General features: G+C 58.5%; 17 protein-coding genes. 6 read left to right on the plus strand and 11 right to left on the minus strand.

The genetic code is table 11. From position 1 onward, the window contains the following. Nucleotides 1–87: 87 nt before the first annotated feature. Nucleotides 88–1584 carry a D-alanyl-D-alanine carboxypeptidase/D-alanyl-D-alanine endopeptidase gene (dacB, locus tag ABMC88_RS16190; RefSeq protein WP_349578000.1) on the minus strand — a complete coding sequence of 499 codons (1497 nt, stop codon included), beginning with the start codon at nt 1582–1584 and terminating at the stop codon, nt 88–90. A gap of 88 nt (nt 1585–1672) precedes the next feature. Here dacB and ABMC88_RS16195 point away from each other — a divergent pair, with 88 nt between their 5' ends. Next, nucleotides 1673–2497, plus strand: a complete 825-nt coding sequence (locus ABMC88_RS16195) for a DMT family transporter (protein WP_349577928.1) — start codon at nt 1673–1675, stop codon at nt 2495–2497. Here ABMC88_RS16195 and ABMC88_RS16200 read toward each other — a convergent pair. Beyond that, entirely contained in the window at nt 2489–3091 is a 603-nt protein-coding gene (locus ABMC88_RS16200) for a nicotinate-nucleotide adenylyltransferase (protein WP_349577929.1), read from the minus strand. The two genes, ABMC88_RS16195 and ABMC88_RS16200, sit on opposite strands and share 9 nt — an antisense overlap. 177 nt (nt 3092–3268) lie before the next feature. Between ABMC88_RS16200 and ettA the strand changes: the two genes are divergently transcribed. Together ettA and ABMC88_RS16210 are read left to right on the plus strand one after the other, a co-directional pair. Beyond that, the gene (gene ettA / locus ABMC88_RS16205; protein WP_349577930.1) at nt 3269–4924 is read left to right on the plus strand and encodes an energy-dependent translational throttle protein EttA; all 1656 of its coding nucleotides are present in this window, start codon (nt 3269–3271) and stop codon (nt 4922–4924) included. 129 nt (nt 4925–5053) lie between these two features. Then, entirely contained in the window at nt 5054–5476 is a 423-nt protein-coding gene (locus ABMC88_RS16210; RefSeq protein WP_349577931.1) for a hypothetical protein, read from the plus strand. Here ABMC88_RS16210 and ABMC88_RS16215 read toward each other — a convergent pair. Further along, on the minus strand, nt 5422–6396 hold the full coding sequence (locus ABMC88_RS16215) for a response regulator (RefSeq protein WP_349577933.1): 975 nt from the start codon (nt 6394–6396) through the stop codon (nt 5422–5424). The genes ABMC88_RS16210 and ABMC88_RS16215 overlap by 55 nt on opposite strands. A 110-nt stretch (nt 6397–6506) precedes the next feature. Continuing rightward, nucleotides 6507–7448, minus strand: coding sequence for an aldose epimerase family protein (locus tag ABMC88_RS16220; protein ID WP_349577934.1), 942 nt, complete (start codon nt 7446–7448; stop codon nt 6507–6509). Nucleotides 7449–7699: 251 nt separating this feature from the next. Here ABMC88_RS16220 and ABMC88_RS16225 point away from each other — a divergent pair, with 251 nt between their 5' ends. Then, nucleotides 7700–7906: a cold-shock protein gene (locus ABMC88_RS16225; protein WP_007117950.1), complete on the plus strand. Its 207-nt coding sequence runs from the start codon at nt 7700–7702 to the stop codon at nt 7904–7906. Nucleotides 7907–8057: 151 nt separating this feature from the next. Beyond that, nucleotides 8058–8609 carry a L,D-transpeptidase gene (locus tag ABMC88_RS16230; RefSeq protein WP_349577935.1) on the plus strand — a complete coding sequence of 184 codons (552 nt, stop codon included), beginning with the start codon at nt 8058–8060 and terminating at the stop codon, nt 8607–8609. 219 nt (nt 8610–8828) lie between these two features. Here ABMC88_RS16230 and ABMC88_RS16235 read toward each other — a convergent pair whose 3' ends face one another. From ABMC88_RS16235 to ABMC88_RS16265, 7 genes are all read right to left on the minus strand, one after another. Beyond that, nucleotides 8829–9824, minus strand: coding sequence for an ABC transporter substrate-binding protein (locus tag ABMC88_RS16235; RefSeq protein ID WP_349577936.1), 996 nt, complete (start codon nt 9822–9824; stop codon nt 8829–8831). A 56-nt stretch (nt 9825–9880) separates the two neighbouring features. After that, nucleotides 9881–10723: an ABC transporter permease gene (locus ABMC88_RS16240; RefSeq protein ID WP_349577937.1), complete on the minus strand. Its 843-nt coding sequence runs from the start codon at nt 10721–10723 to the stop codon at nt 9881–9883. Further along, nucleotides 10720–11640 carry an ABC transporter permease gene (locus ABMC88_RS16245; RefSeq protein WP_349577938.1) on the minus strand — a complete coding sequence of 307 codons (921 nt, stop codon included), beginning with the start codon at nt 11638–11640 and terminating at the stop codon, nt 10720–10722. The genes ABMC88_RS16240 and ABMC88_RS16245 overlap by 4 nt, the downstream gene beginning before the upstream one ends. Nucleotides 11641–11763: 123 nt before the next feature. Continuing rightward, nucleotides 11764–12549, minus strand: coding sequence for an ABC transporter ATP-binding protein (locus tag ABMC88_RS16250; protein ID WP_349577939.1), 786 nt, complete (start codon nt 12547–12549; stop codon nt 11764–11766). Nucleotide 12550: 1 nt separating this feature from the next. Next, nucleotides 12551–12976 (minus strand): hypothetical protein, encoded by a 426-nt coding sequence (locus ABMC88_RS16255; protein ID WP_349577940.1) that lies wholly within the window; start codon nt 12974–12976, stop codon nt 12551–12553. A gap of 4 nt (nt 12977–12980) precedes the next feature. After that, on the minus strand, nt 12981–14441 hold the full coding sequence (gene hydA, locus ABMC88_RS16260; RefSeq protein WP_349577941.1) for a dihydropyrimidinase: 1461 nt from the start codon (nt 14439–14441) through the stop codon (nt 12981–12983). A gap of 100 nt (nt 14442–14541) precedes the next feature. Next, nucleotides 14542–15792, minus strand: a complete 1251-nt coding sequence (locus tag ABMC88_RS16265) for a Zn-dependent hydrolase (RefSeq protein ID WP_349577942.1) — start codon at nt 15790–15792, stop codon at nt 14542–14544. A 208-nt stretch (nt 15793–16000) separates the two neighbouring features. Here ABMC88_RS16265 and ABMC88_RS16270 point away from each other — a divergent pair, with 208 nt between their 5' ends. Further along, nucleotides 16001–16585 carry a TetR family transcriptional regulator C-terminal domain-containing protein gene (locus ABMC88_RS16270; protein ID WP_349578001.1) on the plus strand — a complete coding sequence of 195 codons (585 nt, stop codon included), beginning with the start codon at nt 16001–16003 and terminating at the stop codon, nt 16583–16585. Nucleotides 16586–16675: the final 90 nt, after the last annotated feature.

Genomic DNA, 16675 nt, shown 5'->3' on the forward strand with positions numbered 1-16675 from the left:
GTTGGGGGGGGGGAGGCCAGCCCCCTTGGCCCGTTGGTCCAATTCCCCCGAAGGATTTAAGGCCAGAAAAAATAGTGGGACGGCACGTTAGGCTCCGTACAGGACGCCCCAGCGTTCGATGAGCTGTTGCTGCATGCGTTTGGCGCGGCGGTTCCAGCTGATACCGCCTGCGGGCGCTTCGCGTTCGGCCCGCGTGAGGGTGGCACGGATGGATGTGTCGGCGGCAAAGATCGCAAAGGCCATTTCCGTGCCGTCCGGTCCCGTGAGATACCCCGCGAGAGACGAGACAAAATTGAGGGTGCCCGTTTTTGCATCAACCTTGATCGGGTGGTCTTTTATCACGCGGCGCTTTTCGTCGCGCATGGCGATGGGTTTTAGGATCTCGCGCAGGCCCTTGCTGTGGACCTCGACCAATGCCTTTACCATGTCGTTTGCCGTAACGCGGCTGTCATCCCCGAGGCCAGAGTGATCAACCAGTGAAACGCTTTGCATACCGATATTGGCGCGGGCCCAATCGTTCATGTGCTCTGCCGAGGCTTTGAGGCTGTCTACTTTGTGCCCCAGTGCATCTGTTGCCGCGAGGCCCATCATTTCTGCCGTCAGGTTTGTGGACCATTTCAGCATGTCGCGCAGGATGCGGCGCAGCGTGGGGCTTTGATGTCGAACGAGGACTTCGCCTGTGGGCTTGGTTGCGATCATTTTGGGCGCCCCGAGGCGGATGCCCTGAGAACCTGCGAGGCTTTGGAAGACCTCACCTGCGTAGAGGCCCGGTTTGCGCACAGGAAGCCAGCGCGATCCGCTGCCGCCCAATGCACCGCGTGCGACGGTCCATGCATCGATGCCGCCGCGGTCTTCGTAAGTGTAGACTGGCGATGACCTGTCGCGGATTTGCATCGCGGCCATGCGCACGGCGGGGCGATATTTCTCTGTGCGGCCTTCCATCGTGATGTTGTATTTGCCGCTGGCGCGTTTCCATTCGAAATGCACGCGGTTGTAGTTCAGCGCGAGGCCCGACACGCCGGGGTTATACCCCACCTGATCGGGTTGTTTGGGGTCAATGCGTGGCAGGCTGGGGATTGCGCCTTCGTACACTTTGAATGCGCCGCGCACCCCGATGATGCCTGCGGCCTTCAGGTCTGACGCCATCGCGGCCAGCGCATCAGTATCAAGTGTCGAATCGTTACCGCCCATCAGGACCAGATCGCCCATGATCTCGCCCTCGACGACGCCACCTGTGGCCAATAGCCGGGTTTCAAATCTGTGATCGGGCCCTAGCGCGTCCAGTGCGTAAAGCGCGGTGATCGCCTTGGCGACGCTGGCAGGCGGGCGGGCGACGGCGGCGTCTTGGGCCTCCAGACCTTGGCCCGTTGTGGCATTGGACACCGCAAACGAGACTTTGCCCCGAAGCTTTGCCTCGCCCAGAATTGTATCGGCGCTGCGCACGGCACGTTTGAAGAAATCTTCACCGCGCAGAACGGGGCGCAAAGAGGACACGGGCGGCGCAGCCATTGCGGGCGCGGCGCCCGCAATGGTCAGTGCAGCAGCCGATCCAAGGAACTGGCGTCTTGAGAATTTCCGTTTCATGGCCAAGACGTACCGCATCTGGCCGCCTGCCTACAAGCGCCGTTAAAATACCGTTCACCTCTGTGTCGTCGCGTGATAGCGCAAAGGCATGCAACGCGCTGTCCTGATCATGTTTTTAGCGATGTCGATGATCCCTGCGGGAGACAGCGCGGGCAAGCTGTTGTCAGGGACATATGCCGTTGCGCCGCTTTTTGTGGCGTGGTCGCGATTTGCGATTGGTGCGCTGCTGATTGCCCCGTTTGCCCCGCGCAGCGCGTGGGGGTTGCTGCGTGACTGGCGCATCTGGCTGCGGGCTTGTGTGTTGGCCGCAGGCATCAGCTGCATCCAGACCGCGTTGCAGACCGAAGAAATCGCCACAGTTTTTGCCGCGTTCTTTATCGGGCCGTTGGTCAGTTATGTACTGGCCGTGATTTTCCTGCGTGAACCCGTGACAACGGCGCGAACGGCCTTGGTGGTTGCAGGCTTCATCGGCGTGCTGATCGTTGTGAGGCCAGGAATGGGGGCCAGTGCGGGCGTGCTTTGGGCTGTTGCGGCGGGGTGTTGTTATGGAGTGTTTCTGACAATGTCACGCTGGCTGGGTGCGCTTGGCACGCCGATCGCGATGACGTTCATCCAACTGTTGATTGCGGCATTGTTGCTTGCCCCGTTCGGAATGCTCCACCTGCCGCAGATGTCTGGCGCGATCTCGGCGCTTACGGCTACTTCTGCGCTGTTCTCGATGTTGGGGAATCTGTTGTTGCTCTATGCTTACGGGCTCGCACCTGCCACGCGGCTGGCGCCGCTTGTGTATTTCCAGCTGGTGGCGGCCGTTGCTTTGGGCTGGCTAATCTTTGGTGATCTGCCCGATATGTGGACGTGGCTCGGGCTGGCCGTCATCCTGGGCGCGGGCCTCGCTTCGGCGCGGCTACGCTGACCAATCGCCTGCGGCACGGATCGCAGAGGACGACACATCCATCATCGGGACATTCACAAAGCACCACGCAGGCGCGTGGGCACGCGCAAGTCGCCGACTGAAACGCCCCGGTATCCGGTAGGGTGAAAACAGGGACGCCGCCCGACTTGTCCGCGCCGAGATACGATCACCAGGGCGGGCCAAAACCCCCATCGGCACAGACATGATGATATCGCGCCAATCCTGCCATAAATGGAATTGCGCCAGATTGTCCGCGCCCATCAGCCAGACAAACCGCTGCGCCGGATATAGCTGCTGCAACGCCCGCAATGTCTGCGCGGTATAGCGTGTGCCTAGACGCTGCTCGATCCCTGTGACCTGTACGCGGGGATGTTGCAGCACGTGCCGCGCTTGGTTGATGCGCGTCTGCATCGGGGCGGGGCCATGCTCTTTCAACGGGTTGCCGGGGCTGACCAGCCACCAGACCTGATCCAGCCCGAACCGTTTCAAAGCCTCACGCGTGATATGGGCGTGGCCTGCGTGAGCGGGATCAAAAGATCCGCCCAAAAGGCCGATCACCTGCCCTTTTGCAGCATATGGAATGTCATACCGCACTTGGGCAGCCCTTTCACAGACGGCGCGCAGATATCGCGGTGCCTGCCGCCCTACCTAACGGCAATGCTTGCGCAGGGCAAATAGCGCCAAACGGCGCAGCATCGCCATGTGCCGTTGATCTTGTAGCCTGCGGCAGATATTGCAGCATCAACACAAGACAAACATCAGGAGCGCATCATGGCCGCCTATCAATACGTCTATCACATGCAAGGGGTCTCCAAGACCTATCCCGGCGGCAAGAAATGCTTTGAGAACATCCACCTCAACTTCCTCCCCGGTGTGAAAATCGGTGTGGTCGGCGTCAACGGCGCAGGCAAATCCACGCTGATGAAAATTATGGCCGGTCTGGACAAGGACTATACAGGTGAGGCCTGGGTCGCCGAGGGCGCCAAAGTCGGCTATCTCCCGCAGGAGCCGAAGTTGGACGAAACCCTGACCGTGCGTGAAAACGTGATGCTGGGTGTTGCAGGCAAAAAGGCGATCCTTGATCGTTATAACGAGCTGGCGATGAACTACTCGGACGAAACAGCGGACGAGATGGCCGCCCTGCAAGACCAGATCGACGCCGAGAACCTGTGGGACCTCGACAGCCAGATCGACGTCTCGATGGAGGCACTGCGCTGCCCGCCCGATGACGCCGATATTGCCAACCTGTCGGGCGGCGAAGCACGCCGCGTGGCGCTGTGCAAACTGCTGCTCGAAGCGCCTGAAATGCTGCTGCTCGATGAGCCGACCAACCACCTTGATGCGGAAACGATCGCGTGGCTGCAACAGCACCTGATCGCCTATAAAGGCACGATCCTGATCGTCACCCACGACCGGTATTTCCTCGATGACATCACCACATGGATTCTGGAACTGGACCGTGGCCGCGGTGTCCCGAACGAGGGGAACTATTCGGACTGGCTGGAAGCCAAGGCCAAGCGTCTGTCGCAAGAATCGCGTGAGGACAAATCACGTCAGAAAACGCTTGAGCGTGAACTTGAGTGGATGCGCCAGGGCGCCAAGGCCCGCCAGTCGAAATCCAAAGCGCGGATCAAATCCTATAACGAATTGGCCGACCAGTCAGAGCGCGAAAAGCTGACGCGGGCACAGATCGTCATCCCGAATGGCCAGCGTCTGGGCGGCAAGGTGATCGACGTCGAAGGGCTGACCAAAGCAATGGGCGACAAGCTTCTGGTCGAGAATCTCGAGTTCTCACTGCCGCCCGGTGGCATTGTCGGCGTGATCGGCCCCAACGGTGCGGGCAAATCGACACTGTTCAAGATGCTGACAGGGCAGGAACAGCCCGACTCAGGCACGGTCGAGATCGGCGATACCGTTCAACTGTCCTATGTCGACCAGTCCCGCGATGATCTGAACCCCGATGACAACGTCTGGCAGGCGATCACCGGCGGGGCCGAATTGATTCAGCTGGGCGACGCCGAAGTGAACTCCCGCGCCTATTGCTCGTCGTTCAACTTTAAAGGCGGCGACCAGCAGAAAAAGGTCGGCCTGCTGTCAGGTGGGGAGCGCAACCGCGTCCACATGGCACGTCTGCTGAAATCAGGCGGCAACGTGCTGCTGCTCGATGAACCGACGAACGATCTGGATGTAGAAACGCTGCGGGCACTCGAAGACGCCTTGGTTGATTTTGCGGGCTGCGCTGTGGTCATCTCGCACGATCGCTTCTTCCTTGACCGTATCTGCACCCACATCCTTGCCTTTGAGGGCGAGGCCCATGTGGAGTGGTTTGAGGGCAACTTCGAGGACTATGAAGAAGACAAAAAGCGCCGTCTGGGTGCCGATGCCCTTGAGCCAAAGCGCCTCAAGCATAAGAAGTTCATGCGCTAGGCTGCGCATATTTCGCATTACTCTACAGATAGTTAGGGCGGCCATCAGGTCGCCCTTTTCTACGTCAATGGCAAAGCGGGCGGGCATTTCCCCCGTGGCACGCCAGCGCACGGCCCCCATATTACACATATGAACAGACGATTTTTCCTAAGCGCGCTTTCTGCCGTGACTGTCGCCCCTGCCCTGCCCGCACTGGCCGCGCCTGTCGCACCGCACCACATGAAAGTCGCAAGTATCATTGCGCGGGCGCACAACCGCTGCACGCCCGAAATGTTAGTGCGCCACCTAAAGGTCACACCAGACGTTGCCAGCGGCATTCAGGCGCAGCTGCTGCGCCAAGGGATCATCACCGCACCCGTTTCAGGCGTATCGCTTGCGACGAACCCCACCAACAGCCACTGCATCCCGAACGAAGCGATGAAGCCCAACAATCTGCTGCAAAAAGCCGCCAAGCTGCGCGAGAAACTGGCCGAACTGGAGGCAGAGGTTGCCCCCGCTCAGCCAGAAGAAATCCGAACCGACAGCCGCTTGAACAACCCGTCTACCTCGTAAGGGTCGGCCTGCACAGCCAGATCGGGACGGCGCTGGAAGCTGCGCATCGCATCCGCGGCGGCCTTTCCCGACCAAAACGGCGGCCCCTCTATCCGCTGAAGTTTCAGGGTCAGCGGCGTCGGCTGCCCCATTGTAAAATTGTCCCAGCTCTTTGCCAGTCCCGCGTTCGCGGCGCGTTGGGTTGCGCCCATGTCGATCTGCCCATGTGCATGCCCCACACCAATAAACGCGCCCCGCCCCGCATAGGCAAATCGTGTCTCGTCCGTATCCAGAACGTCACTCAATACGGCGGCTGCGGCCTCTATTCCTGCACGAAATTGCGCGGGCCTGCTGCCGCGGAAAAATCCCAAAGCATTGTCGATCTGGACGCTGAACATCGTCACCTCGTACAGCGCATCTGCACGGCGCAGCAGCTCGTTCTCCATTGCCAAAAACCCTTTGACACCCGCGTTGGGTTTCAGGTCAAAACGTGCGTCAAATGACACTTCGGTCAATTGGCTCAGCTCTCCGACGGCATCGGCGTGCATTGCCTCGCGTTGGCGGCTGTCGCCCAACATGGCGGCCAGCCTGATCCGCGTGACCAATTCGAGCGTGTCGAAAGGCTTGCTTACAAAATCTGTGGCACCCGCCTCGAACGCACGGGCCATCATGTCGCCTGCGCGGCTGGCCGTTATCATAAGGACAGGCGTTGCGCGGTATCTGGGCCGTTGGCGCAGACTGCGGCACACTTCTATGCCGCTGGTGCCGGGCAACATCACATCAAGCAAGAAGATGTCATAGGGCCGGCTCGCGACCTCGATCAATTCCAATGCGTCCTCGGCACTGGTGGCAAAGGTAATATCGTCCAGCCCGCTGCTCTCTAGCGCCGTACCCAACATGTCCAACACAACCGGATCATCATCAACCGCCAAAATACGCATCTTTGCGCCCCCTTATCGTCCACCAAACGTCACTCATGGCGCGGTATGCCGCACAATCTGGGCAAGCCTGCGGCACGCGGGTGATCTGCAAAGGAAAAATCCAGCCGTTTTTAGTTGAAAAAGCGGTATTCCACGACCTGTCTATAGGGAGTGTCAGGCTCCAGAATTGCGCTGGGGAATGCAGCATTGTTCGGCGCATCGGGCCATCCCTGCGCCTCAAGTGCGACGCCCGAACGGGGGCCTGCACCTGCCGCAATGCTGCGCCCGTCATATATGTGAAGGGCGGGTTGCGTGGTCCAGATCTCCATCCGTGGCGCGCCTGCGCCCGCGCTTAACCGTCCGGCAAATGCGAGCGGCCCACAGGGCGCGTCATGCAAACACAGGCTGTTGTCAAAGGCCGCATCCCCCAAAAGGCGCGGCTTGGTAAAGTCGAACGCCGTTCCCGCAACCGGCGCGATTTCACCCGTGGGCAGGGCATCCGCATCCGAGGGCAGGTACGATTGCGCAGGCGATTCCAGCGCGTGTTGGTCAATGCGCCCCGTCCCGCGCAAATTAAAATACGGGTGATGACACAGGTTCACCAAAGTCTGCGCATCGCTGTGCGCTTCAAGGGTAAGTGTCAACGTCGACGGAGCGCGTACCTCGTACCGCGCCGTGACCTCCAGCGTTCCGGGGTACCCGCCCGCGCCCGCCGGACTGGTCAACGACAAGGTAACGGACTCTGCGCAAAGCGCCGTGATCCGCCAGTCCTGATGCGAAAACCCGTCAGGCCCGCCGTGCAGATGATGCGGTGCCGCGTTCACAGGCAACTGCAAAGGCGCGCCCTCGATTGCTGTGCGCCCATTGGCGATCCGCCCCGCCACACGCCCGACAACAGCCCCCGCGTACAGCGCGCGCGCGCTGCCGCGATACGCCGCATCGGGAAGGGACAGGACAAGAGGATTCGCAAAAGGATCAAGGCGCAGATCCTGAAGTGTCGCGCCAAAGCGCAAAATTCGGGCGCGCAACAAACCTGCGCCAATCCACACCGCATCCTCTTCTGAGGGGGTCATATTATCATTTTTACGCAACATCTTAACCTCGCCTGGCCCGCCCCCACCCTGCACGACTACAACTGGCAGTTCTACGCCAATTGCCCTGTTGACGCTTGAAAAAACCGAAGGACCATGCCATATGAAGGGTCAGCTACGTTATCTTTATCCAGACCACTGTCTCCGCACCTGCGTTCAGTCTCTCGATTACAGACCGACCAAGCCGGGCCATCGCACTACCGCGGATGGCATACTACTTAGGAGACTACGGAATGGCTACTGGCACCGTAAAATGGTTTAACACAACAAAAGGCTTCGGCTTTATCGCACCCGATGGCGGCAGCAAAGACGTGTTCGTACACATCTCAGCTGTTGAGCGCGCTGGCCTCACAGGTCTGGCCGACAACCAGAAAGTGACTTTCGACATCGAAGCAGGCCGTGACGGCCGCGAGTCCGCGACAAACATCGCGCTTGCATAAATCCTTGGGCGGCTTTTTGCCGCTCACGTAGATTTCACAAAATTTTGACCGGCCATTCTGCAACGAGTGGCCGGTTTTTGCTTGCTTGGGCTTGATTAAACACGCCCGTTTACGCCATTAGTGGTAGAAACGCTGTAGAAGGACCCTACATATGCACCGTCGCACCTTTATCGCCAGCACTGCCGCTGCCACCGCACTGCCCCAGCTTGTGTCCGCCCAGGCGGCCGCTTTTGACCCGACGCCCCAAGAGGTTCGAATCAAGAAATCCTATAAAGTTGGCGAATTGCTGATCCTGCCGCGCAGCTACTACCTGTATTTCGTGACCGACAAAGGCATCGCCCGCCGCTACGGCGTTGGCGTCGGCAAAGCGGGTCTGGAATTCACAGGCTCCGCCACCATCGCGGTCAAGAAAGAGTGGCCCACATGGCGCCCCACCAACGAGATGATTGAACGGAACCCAGCCGCGTACAAACGCTTTATCGGCAACACCGAAGCGCAACCAGGCGGGCCAGACAACCCGTTGGGTGCCCGCGCACTGTACCTGTTCCAAGGCGGCAAAGACACTTATTTCCGCATCCACGGGACAACAGCACCAAAATCCATTGGCCGCTCAGTCTCCAACGGCTGTATCCGCATGCTGAACGCGCACGTCAAAGACCTGTACCAGCGTGTGCCAATCGGCACGACTGTTACCGTTCTTTAAGGGTACAATACTTCAGAAGATCAAAGGCCGGTGTTCTCACCGGCCTTTTTTTATTGCGATGAGATCAAGTCGAAGACACACCACCGCCCAACCACTCACACTCGGACGCTCCACGCAATTGCACCCATGGAATGGCGCCCAGCGAAAAACCCAAGCGACCAGAAACAAAAAAAGGGCCGGCACAACCGCACCGGCCCCTCTGTCATCAATCCGCAGCGTTTACTTCAGCGCAGCATCCGTGATCGCAGAGGTCCACGCGCCTTCAGGCTGCTTGGAGATCACCGGATCAGAACCACCCGCCAGCAGCGTATCGACTGTCCGCTGGAAGTCAGCCTCAACCAATGCGCCGTCCGACCCTGCAGTCAGTTTGGCGATCTCTTTCATCATCCGCACTTGGGCTTCTTCCGATTGCGCACCGGATTCGTCGTTCTCGATCACAATTGCGCCCGCTTCTTCTGGATTGTCTTCAGCGTACTTCCAGCCCTTCATCGAAGCCCGCACAAAGCGCACCATTTTGTCGACAAAAACCGGATCCTCAAGGTTCTCTTCCAGCACATAAATGCCATCCTCAAGCGTGGCGACACCTTGGTCTTCGTACTTGAACGTCACCAGCTCATCCGGGTTCACGCCCGCATCCAGAACCTGACCATATTCGTTATAGGTCATGGTCGAGATACAGTCCGCCTCACGCTGCAACAGCGGGTCGACGTTGAACCCTTGCTTGAGAACGGTAACGCCGTCCTCACCACCATCGGTGCTGATCCCTTCCTGAGACATCCACGACAGGAACGGGTATTCGTTACCAAAGAACCAGACGCCGATCGTCTTGCCTTTAAAGTCCTGCACACCCGTAATGCCGGTATCTTTCCAGCAGGTCAGCATCAGACCGGATGTCTTGAACGGCTGCGCGATGTTCACCACTGGCAGACCCTTTTCGCGCGCAGCAAGCGCACTTGGCATCCAGTTCAGCATCGCATCCGCACCTCCCCCTGCCAAAACCTGCGGCGGAGCAATATCAGGCCCGCCGGACAAAATCGTCACGTCCAGACCTTCCTCTTCATAGAATCCTTTGTCTGCAGCAACGTAATAGCCCGCAAACTGCGATTGCGTGACCCACTGCAATTGCAGCGTCACAGTGTTTGCGTGACCATCAGCAAAAGCAGGCGTGCCGCCCATCGTTGCGGCACATGCCGCTGCCATCATAAATTTCTTCATCGTTCGACCTCCAAGTCGGTTGGTTAATACTGTGCCCCGCTTAGGCGGGATCGTGGTTATCGTTGCGAAGGGTGCCAAAAAGTCACCCGCTTTTCTATCCAAGTCATAACGCCATAGAACGCACTACCCGCCAACGCCGCCACAACAATCTCGGCCCAGACCAGATCAAGCGCAAGCTGCCCAAAGCTGGTCGAGATGCGAAACCCCATCCCAACAGTAGGTGAGCCGAAAAATTCAGCAACAATCGCGCCGATCAGCGCAAGCGTGGTCCCGATCTTGAGCCCGTTAAAAATGAACGGCATCGCTGCAGGCAGGCGCAGCTTGAACAGTGTCGCCCAATACCCCGCCGCATAAGTCCGCATCAGATCGCGCTGCATAACGCTGGTATCTTTCAGCCCCGCAACCGTGTTCACAAGGATAGGAAAGAAAACCATAACCGCGACCACGGCCGCCTTGGATTCCCACCCACTCCCGAGCCATTTGACCAAAATCGGGGCCGTCCCCACAATCGGCAGCGCCGCCATAAAACTGCCCACAGGCAAAATTCCACGGGTCAGAAACGCCGACCGATCCGCAAGCACGGCCACACCAAACGCCGCCAAAGTGCCCGCGATATACCCGCTCAACGCACCCTTCAAAACAGTCTGCTGGAAATCCGCCCACAACATCGGACCTTCCGACATCAACCGTGCAACCACAGCCGAAGGCGCGGGCAGGATCACAGGGTTTACCTCAAACCCACGCACCAAAAGTTCCCAGACGATTACAATGGTCAGACCAAAAATCGCAGGCACCACGACCCGTACCCAAACGCGATCGGACGCAGGACCATTGGACAGCACAACATTCAGCCACCACCCAGCAGCCCAGATTACAATGGCCATAACAATCCACATCATGCTGCTGCCATCCCCATGCGCCGAAGGGTCAGCCGCTCAACCGCGCTGAAAATCCCGACCAAAGCCGCAGCCGTCAGCGCCGCTGCAAACAAAGCAGCCCAACTCACAAGCGGTTGGCCATATTGGTCCCCCACCAACATCCGCGCGCCAAACCCCGCTCGCGCACCCGTCGGCAGCTCCGCCACAATCGTCCCCACCAACGAGGCCGATATGCCAATTTTCAACGAGGCAAAAAGATAGGGCGCAGAAGCGGGCAACCGCAGCGCCCAAAACCCCTGCGACCCCGACGCATTGTAAGTCCGCAACAGATCAAGCTGCATCGCAGACGGGCTGCGCAACCCCTTCACCATGCCGACAACAACGGGAAAGAATGATAAATACGCCGCGATCAACGACTTCGGCAAAAGCCCCTGAACCCCCATCGAGCCCAAGACAACAATCACCATCGGTGCCAGCGCCAGAATAGGAATCGTCTGGCTTACAATCGCCCATGGCATGACCGAACGGTCCATCACCCGACTGTAAACAATGCCTACAGCCAGCAAAATCCCCATCCCAGTTCCAATCGCAAACCCCAACAATGTCGGCGCCAGCGTCACCCAGCCATGATAGACAAGCGACCTCTTCGACGTGATTTTCTTTTCAAAAATAGTCGCATACATCTCGCCCGCCACCTGATGCGGACTGGGCAACCTTGGTCGCTTGAACGTATAAGTCTGTGGAATGATCCCCACATTGCGCAGCGCAAGTGCCACACCACTTAGTTCCTGCCGCTCCTTGGGCGTTTCAGGTTGCACAACAACCCCGCTACGTTGCGCCTGATCCGCAACCAGATGCATGTTCATCGGCACAACAGCCAGCAACCAGATGCCCAAAATCGCACCAATAACACACAGAACCGGACCAACAGATCTCACACCGCCCCCCGCTTCATTTTGCCGGCTAAACTCAATCCCACAGACACCCCACACACACCATCAAAGTTCATCCCCAAGTGGGATGGCGGGCGGGGTGCCGCGGAACGCGCACGTCGCATGACATCACTCATCCAGATGCCCCGCACGCAGCCCCTCACGCACACGGTGCGCAATCTGCAAAAACTCGGGGCTGTCCCGAATGTCCAAGGGGCGCTCACGCGGCAAGGTACTCTCGATCACATCCGTAATCCGCCCGGGCCGCGGGCTCATCACCACAATCTTCGTGCTCAGATACACCGCCTCGGGGATCGAGTGCGTGACAAAGGCAATCGTCTTGCCCGTCCGGTCCCACAGTTTAAGCAATTGCTCATTCAAATGATCCCGCACAATCTCGTCCAGCGCACCAAACGGCTCATCCATCAACAAGATATCGGCGTTAAACGCCAGCGCCCGCGCAATGCTCGCCCGCTGCTGCATCCCGCCACTCAACTGCCACGGAAACTTCTTCTCGAACCCGCTCAGCTCCACCAGCTCCAGCACCTTCGCAACCCGCTCCGCATGCTCGGCCTTCGGCACGCCCATAATCTCCAGCGGCAACCGGATATTCCCGCCAATCGTGCGCCACGGGTACAGCCCCGCCGCCTGAAACACATAGCCATAGGCCCGCGCCTCACGCGCTTGCGCGGGGGTGACACCATTCACTGTAATCTCCCCCCCCGTAGGCTGCTCCAAATCCGCCATCACCCGCAGGAAAGTCGTCTTCCCACAGCCCGAAGGCCCAATAAAGCTGACAAAATCCCCCTGCTTGATGTCCAGATCAACACCCTTGAGCGCATGGACAGGGCCGTCATTCGTCTCGAAAGTCAGGTCGAGGTTTTTAGCTGAGATCACCTTTGTTGGATCGCTCATATTAGGACTCCTCCACAACGTCAAAACGTGTCGTTGGGAAAAACTTAGTTATCATATAAATCAGTAAACCACCCAAAGCAGCGCTAAACATGACTAACCTTTGAGTTTTCAAAGTCCGTTGCCAGTCTCCAAAACCCTCTGGCACACCACCCGTAAGTATTTCAAAAGAATATAAAAACCCACCATCGTTAAACACACCGACAACTATTGCGAGGGAGAAGCTAACAATAAGTGATGCAAGAATGATTTCTGGGTTAGGAAGACTCTTTCGCCTGCGCAAACAGGAATATCCAAACCAAATTCCAACCGCTCCGATGAAAAAGTCCCATATATCGAACACACCATCGGTGTAGATCGGCAGCAGCAGTAACGCTAGGACAGTTACGAGAACTCCCCTCAACCCCAACTCTTGGTAAAACAAATTCAAGGTATCAAATCCCCGCCGGAATATTCAACGGATCACGCTTGATCATCTTGGGCGAATTCAACTCTTTCCACTTACTCAGCGCCACATTTGCACTCGGGAATGCAGGCCGCGGTACAAACCGCCCGCGCCCGGGATTAGGCTGCGAGTTCTGCCCCCACGCCCAGATCACTTCCCCACGCGACAGCGTAAACCGCGACTGCGCCCGCACCTCGAACCCTTCAAACACGTTGTAATCCAGAACCGAATGGTGGTTCGCAGGCGAGATCGTCTTGGTGATCTTCGGATCCCAAACAACAATATCCGCATCCGCCCCTTCCACCAGCGCCCCTTTGCGCGGGTAGATGTTCAAAATCTTCGCAACATTGGTCGAGGTGGCAGCCACAAATTCGTTCATCGTCAACCGCCCCGTCTCGACCCCTTCGGTCCACAGCACGGCCAGGCGTTCCTCTAACCCGTTCGAGCCGTTCGGAATGATCCGGAAATCATCGCGCCCCGCCCGCTTCTGCTCGGTCGAGAACGCCGCGTGGTCCGTCGCCACCACCTGCAAGCTCCCCGCCTGCAAGCCAGCCCACAGACTGTCCTGATGGTCCTTGCTGCGGAACGGCGGTGACATCACCCGCCGCGCCGCATGGTCCCAATCCTTGTTGAAATACTCGCTCTCATCGAGCGTCAGGAACTGGATCAACGGCTCGCCGTAAACACGCATCCCCTTTTGCCGCGCACGGCGAATGGCCTCGTGCGTCTGCTCACAGGACACATGCACGATGTACAAAGGCACCCCCGCCGTATCCGCAATCGTGATCGCACGGTTGGCAGCCTCGCCCTCCAACTCGGGCGGGCGGGAATAGGCATGCCCCTCCGGCCCCGTAATCCCCTGATCGAAATACTTCTGCTGCAACTCGGCGACCAGATCACCGTTCTCCGCATGCACCATCGGCAGCGCACCCAGCTCCGCACAACGCTTGAAGGAGGCGAACATCTCGTCGTCTTCAATCATCAACGCGCCTTTATAGGCCATGAAATGCTTGAAGGAGTTCACCCCCATGTCTACCGCGTCTTTCATCTCGTTAAAGACGTTCTCGTCCCAACCCGTGATCGCCATGTGATAGCCCACGTCCGAGCAAATCTGCGGCGCGCTTTTCCGGTGCCACTCATTGATCGCATTCTTGATCGAGCCATCGGCGCCGGGCAGGCAGAAATCCACAACCATCGTGGTCCCGCCACAGGCCGCAGCCCAGGTCCCGCTCTCGAATGTCTCGGCGGCGGTGGTCCCCATGAACGGCATTTCCAGATGCGTATGCGGATCAATCCCGCCGGGGATCACATAGGCCCCCTCCGCGTCGATATACTCGTCGCCCTTCAGGTCCTCGCCAATGCGAACGATCTTCTCGCCCTCGATCAAAATATCCGCTTTCCACGTGCGGTCTGCCGTCACAACGGTACCGCCCTTGATAACCTTACTCATCTGAATCTCCCCAAAACCTAGCGATCAATTCGCCTATTTTTTCTGGCCATAAATCCTCCGGGGTCTGGGGCTGGCCCCAGTCCTCCCGCAGCCTCAAACGCTACCCAACAATCTCCGCCGTCTCGACAACCGCATGCATCAGCACATCTGCCCCCGCCATCGCCCATTCCTTGGTGATCTCTTCCGCCTCGTTATGGCTCAACCCGTCCACACACGGACACATCACCATCGCCGTCGGGGCCACACGGTTGATCCAGCACGCGTCATGCCCCGCGCCTGAAATCAGGTTCATGTGGGAATAACCCAGCCGTTCCGCTGCGTTGCGCACCGCCGTGACACACCCCTCGTCAAAGGCCACGGGATCAAACCCGCCGACCTTTTCAAACTCAATCTCCAGCCCCATCTCGTCGGCAACCCTCTGCCCCTCGACACGCAGCCGCGCCTCCATATCCTCGATCACGCTCAGATCGGGCGAGCGGAAATCAACCGTAAACACGACCTTGCCGGGGATCACATTGCGCGAGTTGGGGAAGACGTCGATATGGCCCGCAGCCCCGACGGCGTGGGGTGCATGGCTCCATGCGATCTCGTCCACCTTGTCCAATATCCGCGCCATACCCAGCCCAGCGTTCTTGCGCATCGGCATCGGGGTCGAGCCTGTATGCGCGTCCTTGCCCGTGACCGTCACTTGCGTCCACGATAGACCCTGCCCATGCGTGACCACACCGATGTCACGGCCCTCGGCCTCCAGTATCGGACCTTGTTCGATGTGCAGCTCAAAAAAGGCATGCATCTTGCGCGCGCCCACTTCTTCTTCGCCACGCCAGCCGATGCGCGTCAGCTCATCGCCAAAGGATTTGCCCTCGGCGTCCTTGCGGGCATAGGCCCAATCTTGCGTGTGGATGCCCGCAAACACACCCGACGACAGCATCGCAGGGGCATAGCGCGTGCCTTCTTCATTGGTGAAATTTGTCACCACAATCGGGTGCCTCGTCTGGATGCCCAGATCATTCATCGTGCGCAGAATTTCCAATCCGCCCAGAACACCCAGCACCCCGTCGTACTTCCCGCCCGTCGGCTGGGTATCAAGGTGGCTGCCAACATAAACGGGCAGCGCCTCAGGGTCCGTGCCTTCCCGACGGGCAAACATATTCCCCATCTGGTCAAGGCCCATGGTACAACCCGCGTCCTCACACCACTTCTGGAACAACGCACGCCCTTCGGCGTCCGCATCCGTCAGCGTCTGGCGGTTATTGCCCCCCGCCACACCGGGGCCAATCTGCGCCATCTCCATCAAGCTGTCCCAAAGACGGTCAGGGTTAACTTTAAGGTTCTGTCCCGGCGCTGGCATTGGTTGGCTCCTGTCTATGATCAGATCGCAATGCTGTTGCGACCGTAAATTTTACCAATTGGTAAAGAGACGATCACTCCTCCCTTCATGTCTGTCAAGAACTGCTTTAGAAACAGGCACAGAGGCTTTTGCGTTTTGCCTAATTTTACAGCATCTGGTGGAGCATACCGTGACGACCCCCCCAACCAAAAAGCCAAGCCGCATCCAAATGCGCAACCGCCGCCTGATTCTGGACGCCGCCCTTGTTGTGTTTTCGCGTGACGGTTACGGCGGTGCGACCCTCGACAGCATCGCCACAGGCGCTGGCCTTAGCAAACCCAACCTTCTTTATTACTTCGACAGCAAAACCGCGATCTATGTCACCCTACTGAGCCAACTACTAGAGACATGGCTGGACCCGTTGATCGAGCTTGATCCAGACGGTGATCCGGTTGAGGAACTGCTGGGATACGTTCGGCACAAACTGGACATGTCGCTGGAGCTTCCCGATGAAAGCAAACTCTTTGCAGGCGAAATGCTGCAAGGCGCGCCGCGTATCATGAACCACCTGCAAGATGAGCTGAAACCGCTCTTTGACCGCAAATGTGCGATCATCCAGAACTGGATCGACGCGGGCAAACTTGCCCCTGTTGACCCCCCGCATCTGATCTTTTCAATCTGGGCAGCAACGCAACACTACGCCGACTTCGGCGCGCAGGTCAGCGTCCTGCTGGGCGGCGAGAACCCCAGCGTCCGCGCCGCAGCCCATCTAGAGCAAATGTTCCGCAAGGTGCTCCAGCCGCAGACGCCCTAGGCGTTAACCACTCCGCATGATCTGACATGCCCGTTAATGGTTTGTTGAGAGATTCGGCACCAGTTTAGCCTTGGGTGGCGGGCTTTCTTT

It is taken from the genome of Sulfitobacter aquimarinus, assembly GCF_040149565.1.
Lineage (GTDB): Bacteria > Pseudomonadota > Alphaproteobacteria > Rhodobacterales > Rhodobacteraceae > Sulfitobacter > Sulfitobacter aquimarinus.

What these genes read in the sequence shown, in the direction of transcription:
- ABMC88_RS16225 (WP_007117950.1), top strand. Translation starts at nt 7,700, where the DNA reads ATGGCTACTGGCACCGTAAAATGGTTTAACACAACAAAAGGCTTCGGC.
- ABMC88_RS16270 (WP_349578001.1), top strand. Translation starts at nt 16,001, where the DNA reads ATGCGCAACCGCCGCCTGATTCTGGACGCCGCCCTTGTTGTGTTTTCG.
- ABMC88_RS16265 (WP_349577942.1), bottom strand. Translation starts at nt 15,792, where the DNA reads ATGCCAGCGCCGGGACAGAACCTTAAAGTTAACCCTGACCGTCTTTGG.
- ABMC88_RS16240 (WP_349577937.1), bottom strand. Translation starts at nt 10,723, where the DNA reads ATGATGTGGATTGTTATGGCCATTGTAATCTGGGCTGCTGGGTGGTGG.
- ABMC88_RS16210 (WP_349577931.1), top strand. Translation starts at nt 5,054, where the DNA reads ATGAACAGACGATTTTTCCTAAGCGCGCTTTCTGCCGTGACTGTCGCC.
- ettA (WP_349577930.1), top strand. Translation starts at nt 3,269, where the DNA reads ATGGCCGCCTATCAATACGTCTATCACATGCAAGGGGTCTCCAAGACC.
- ABMC88_RS16250 (WP_349577939.1), bottom strand. Translation starts at nt 12,549, where the DNA reads ATGAGCGATCCAACAAAGGTGATCTCAGCTAAAAACCTCGACCTGACT.
- ABMC88_RS16195 (WP_349577928.1), top strand. Translation starts at nt 1,673, where the DNA reads ATGCAACGCGCTGTCCTGATCATGTTTTTAGCGATGTCGATGATCCCT.
- ABMC88_RS16235 (WP_349577936.1), bottom strand. Translation starts at nt 9,824, where the DNA reads ATGAAGAAATTTATGATGGCAGCGGCATGTGCCGCAACGATGGGCGGC.
- ABMC88_RS16215 (WP_349577933.1), bottom strand. Translation starts at nt 6,396, where the DNA reads ATGCGTATTTTGGCGGTTGATGATGATCCGGTTGTGTTGGACATGTTG.
- ABMC88_RS16220 (WP_349577934.1), bottom strand. Translation starts at nt 7,448, where the DNA reads ATGACCCCCTCAGAAGAGGATGCGGTGTGGATTGGCGCAGGTTTGTTG.
- ABMC88_RS16230 (WP_349577935.1), top strand. Translation starts at nt 8,058, where the DNA reads ATGCACCGTCGCACCTTTATCGCCAGCACTGCCGCTGCCACCGCACTG.
- hydA (WP_349577941.1), bottom strand. Translation starts at nt 14,441, where the DNA reads ATGAGTAAGGTTATCAAGGGCGGTACCGTTGTGACGGCAGACCGCACG.
- dacB (WP_349578000.1), bottom strand. Translation starts at nt 1,584, where the DNA reads ATGAAACGGAAATTCTCAAGACGCCAGTTCCTTGGATCGGCTGCTGCA.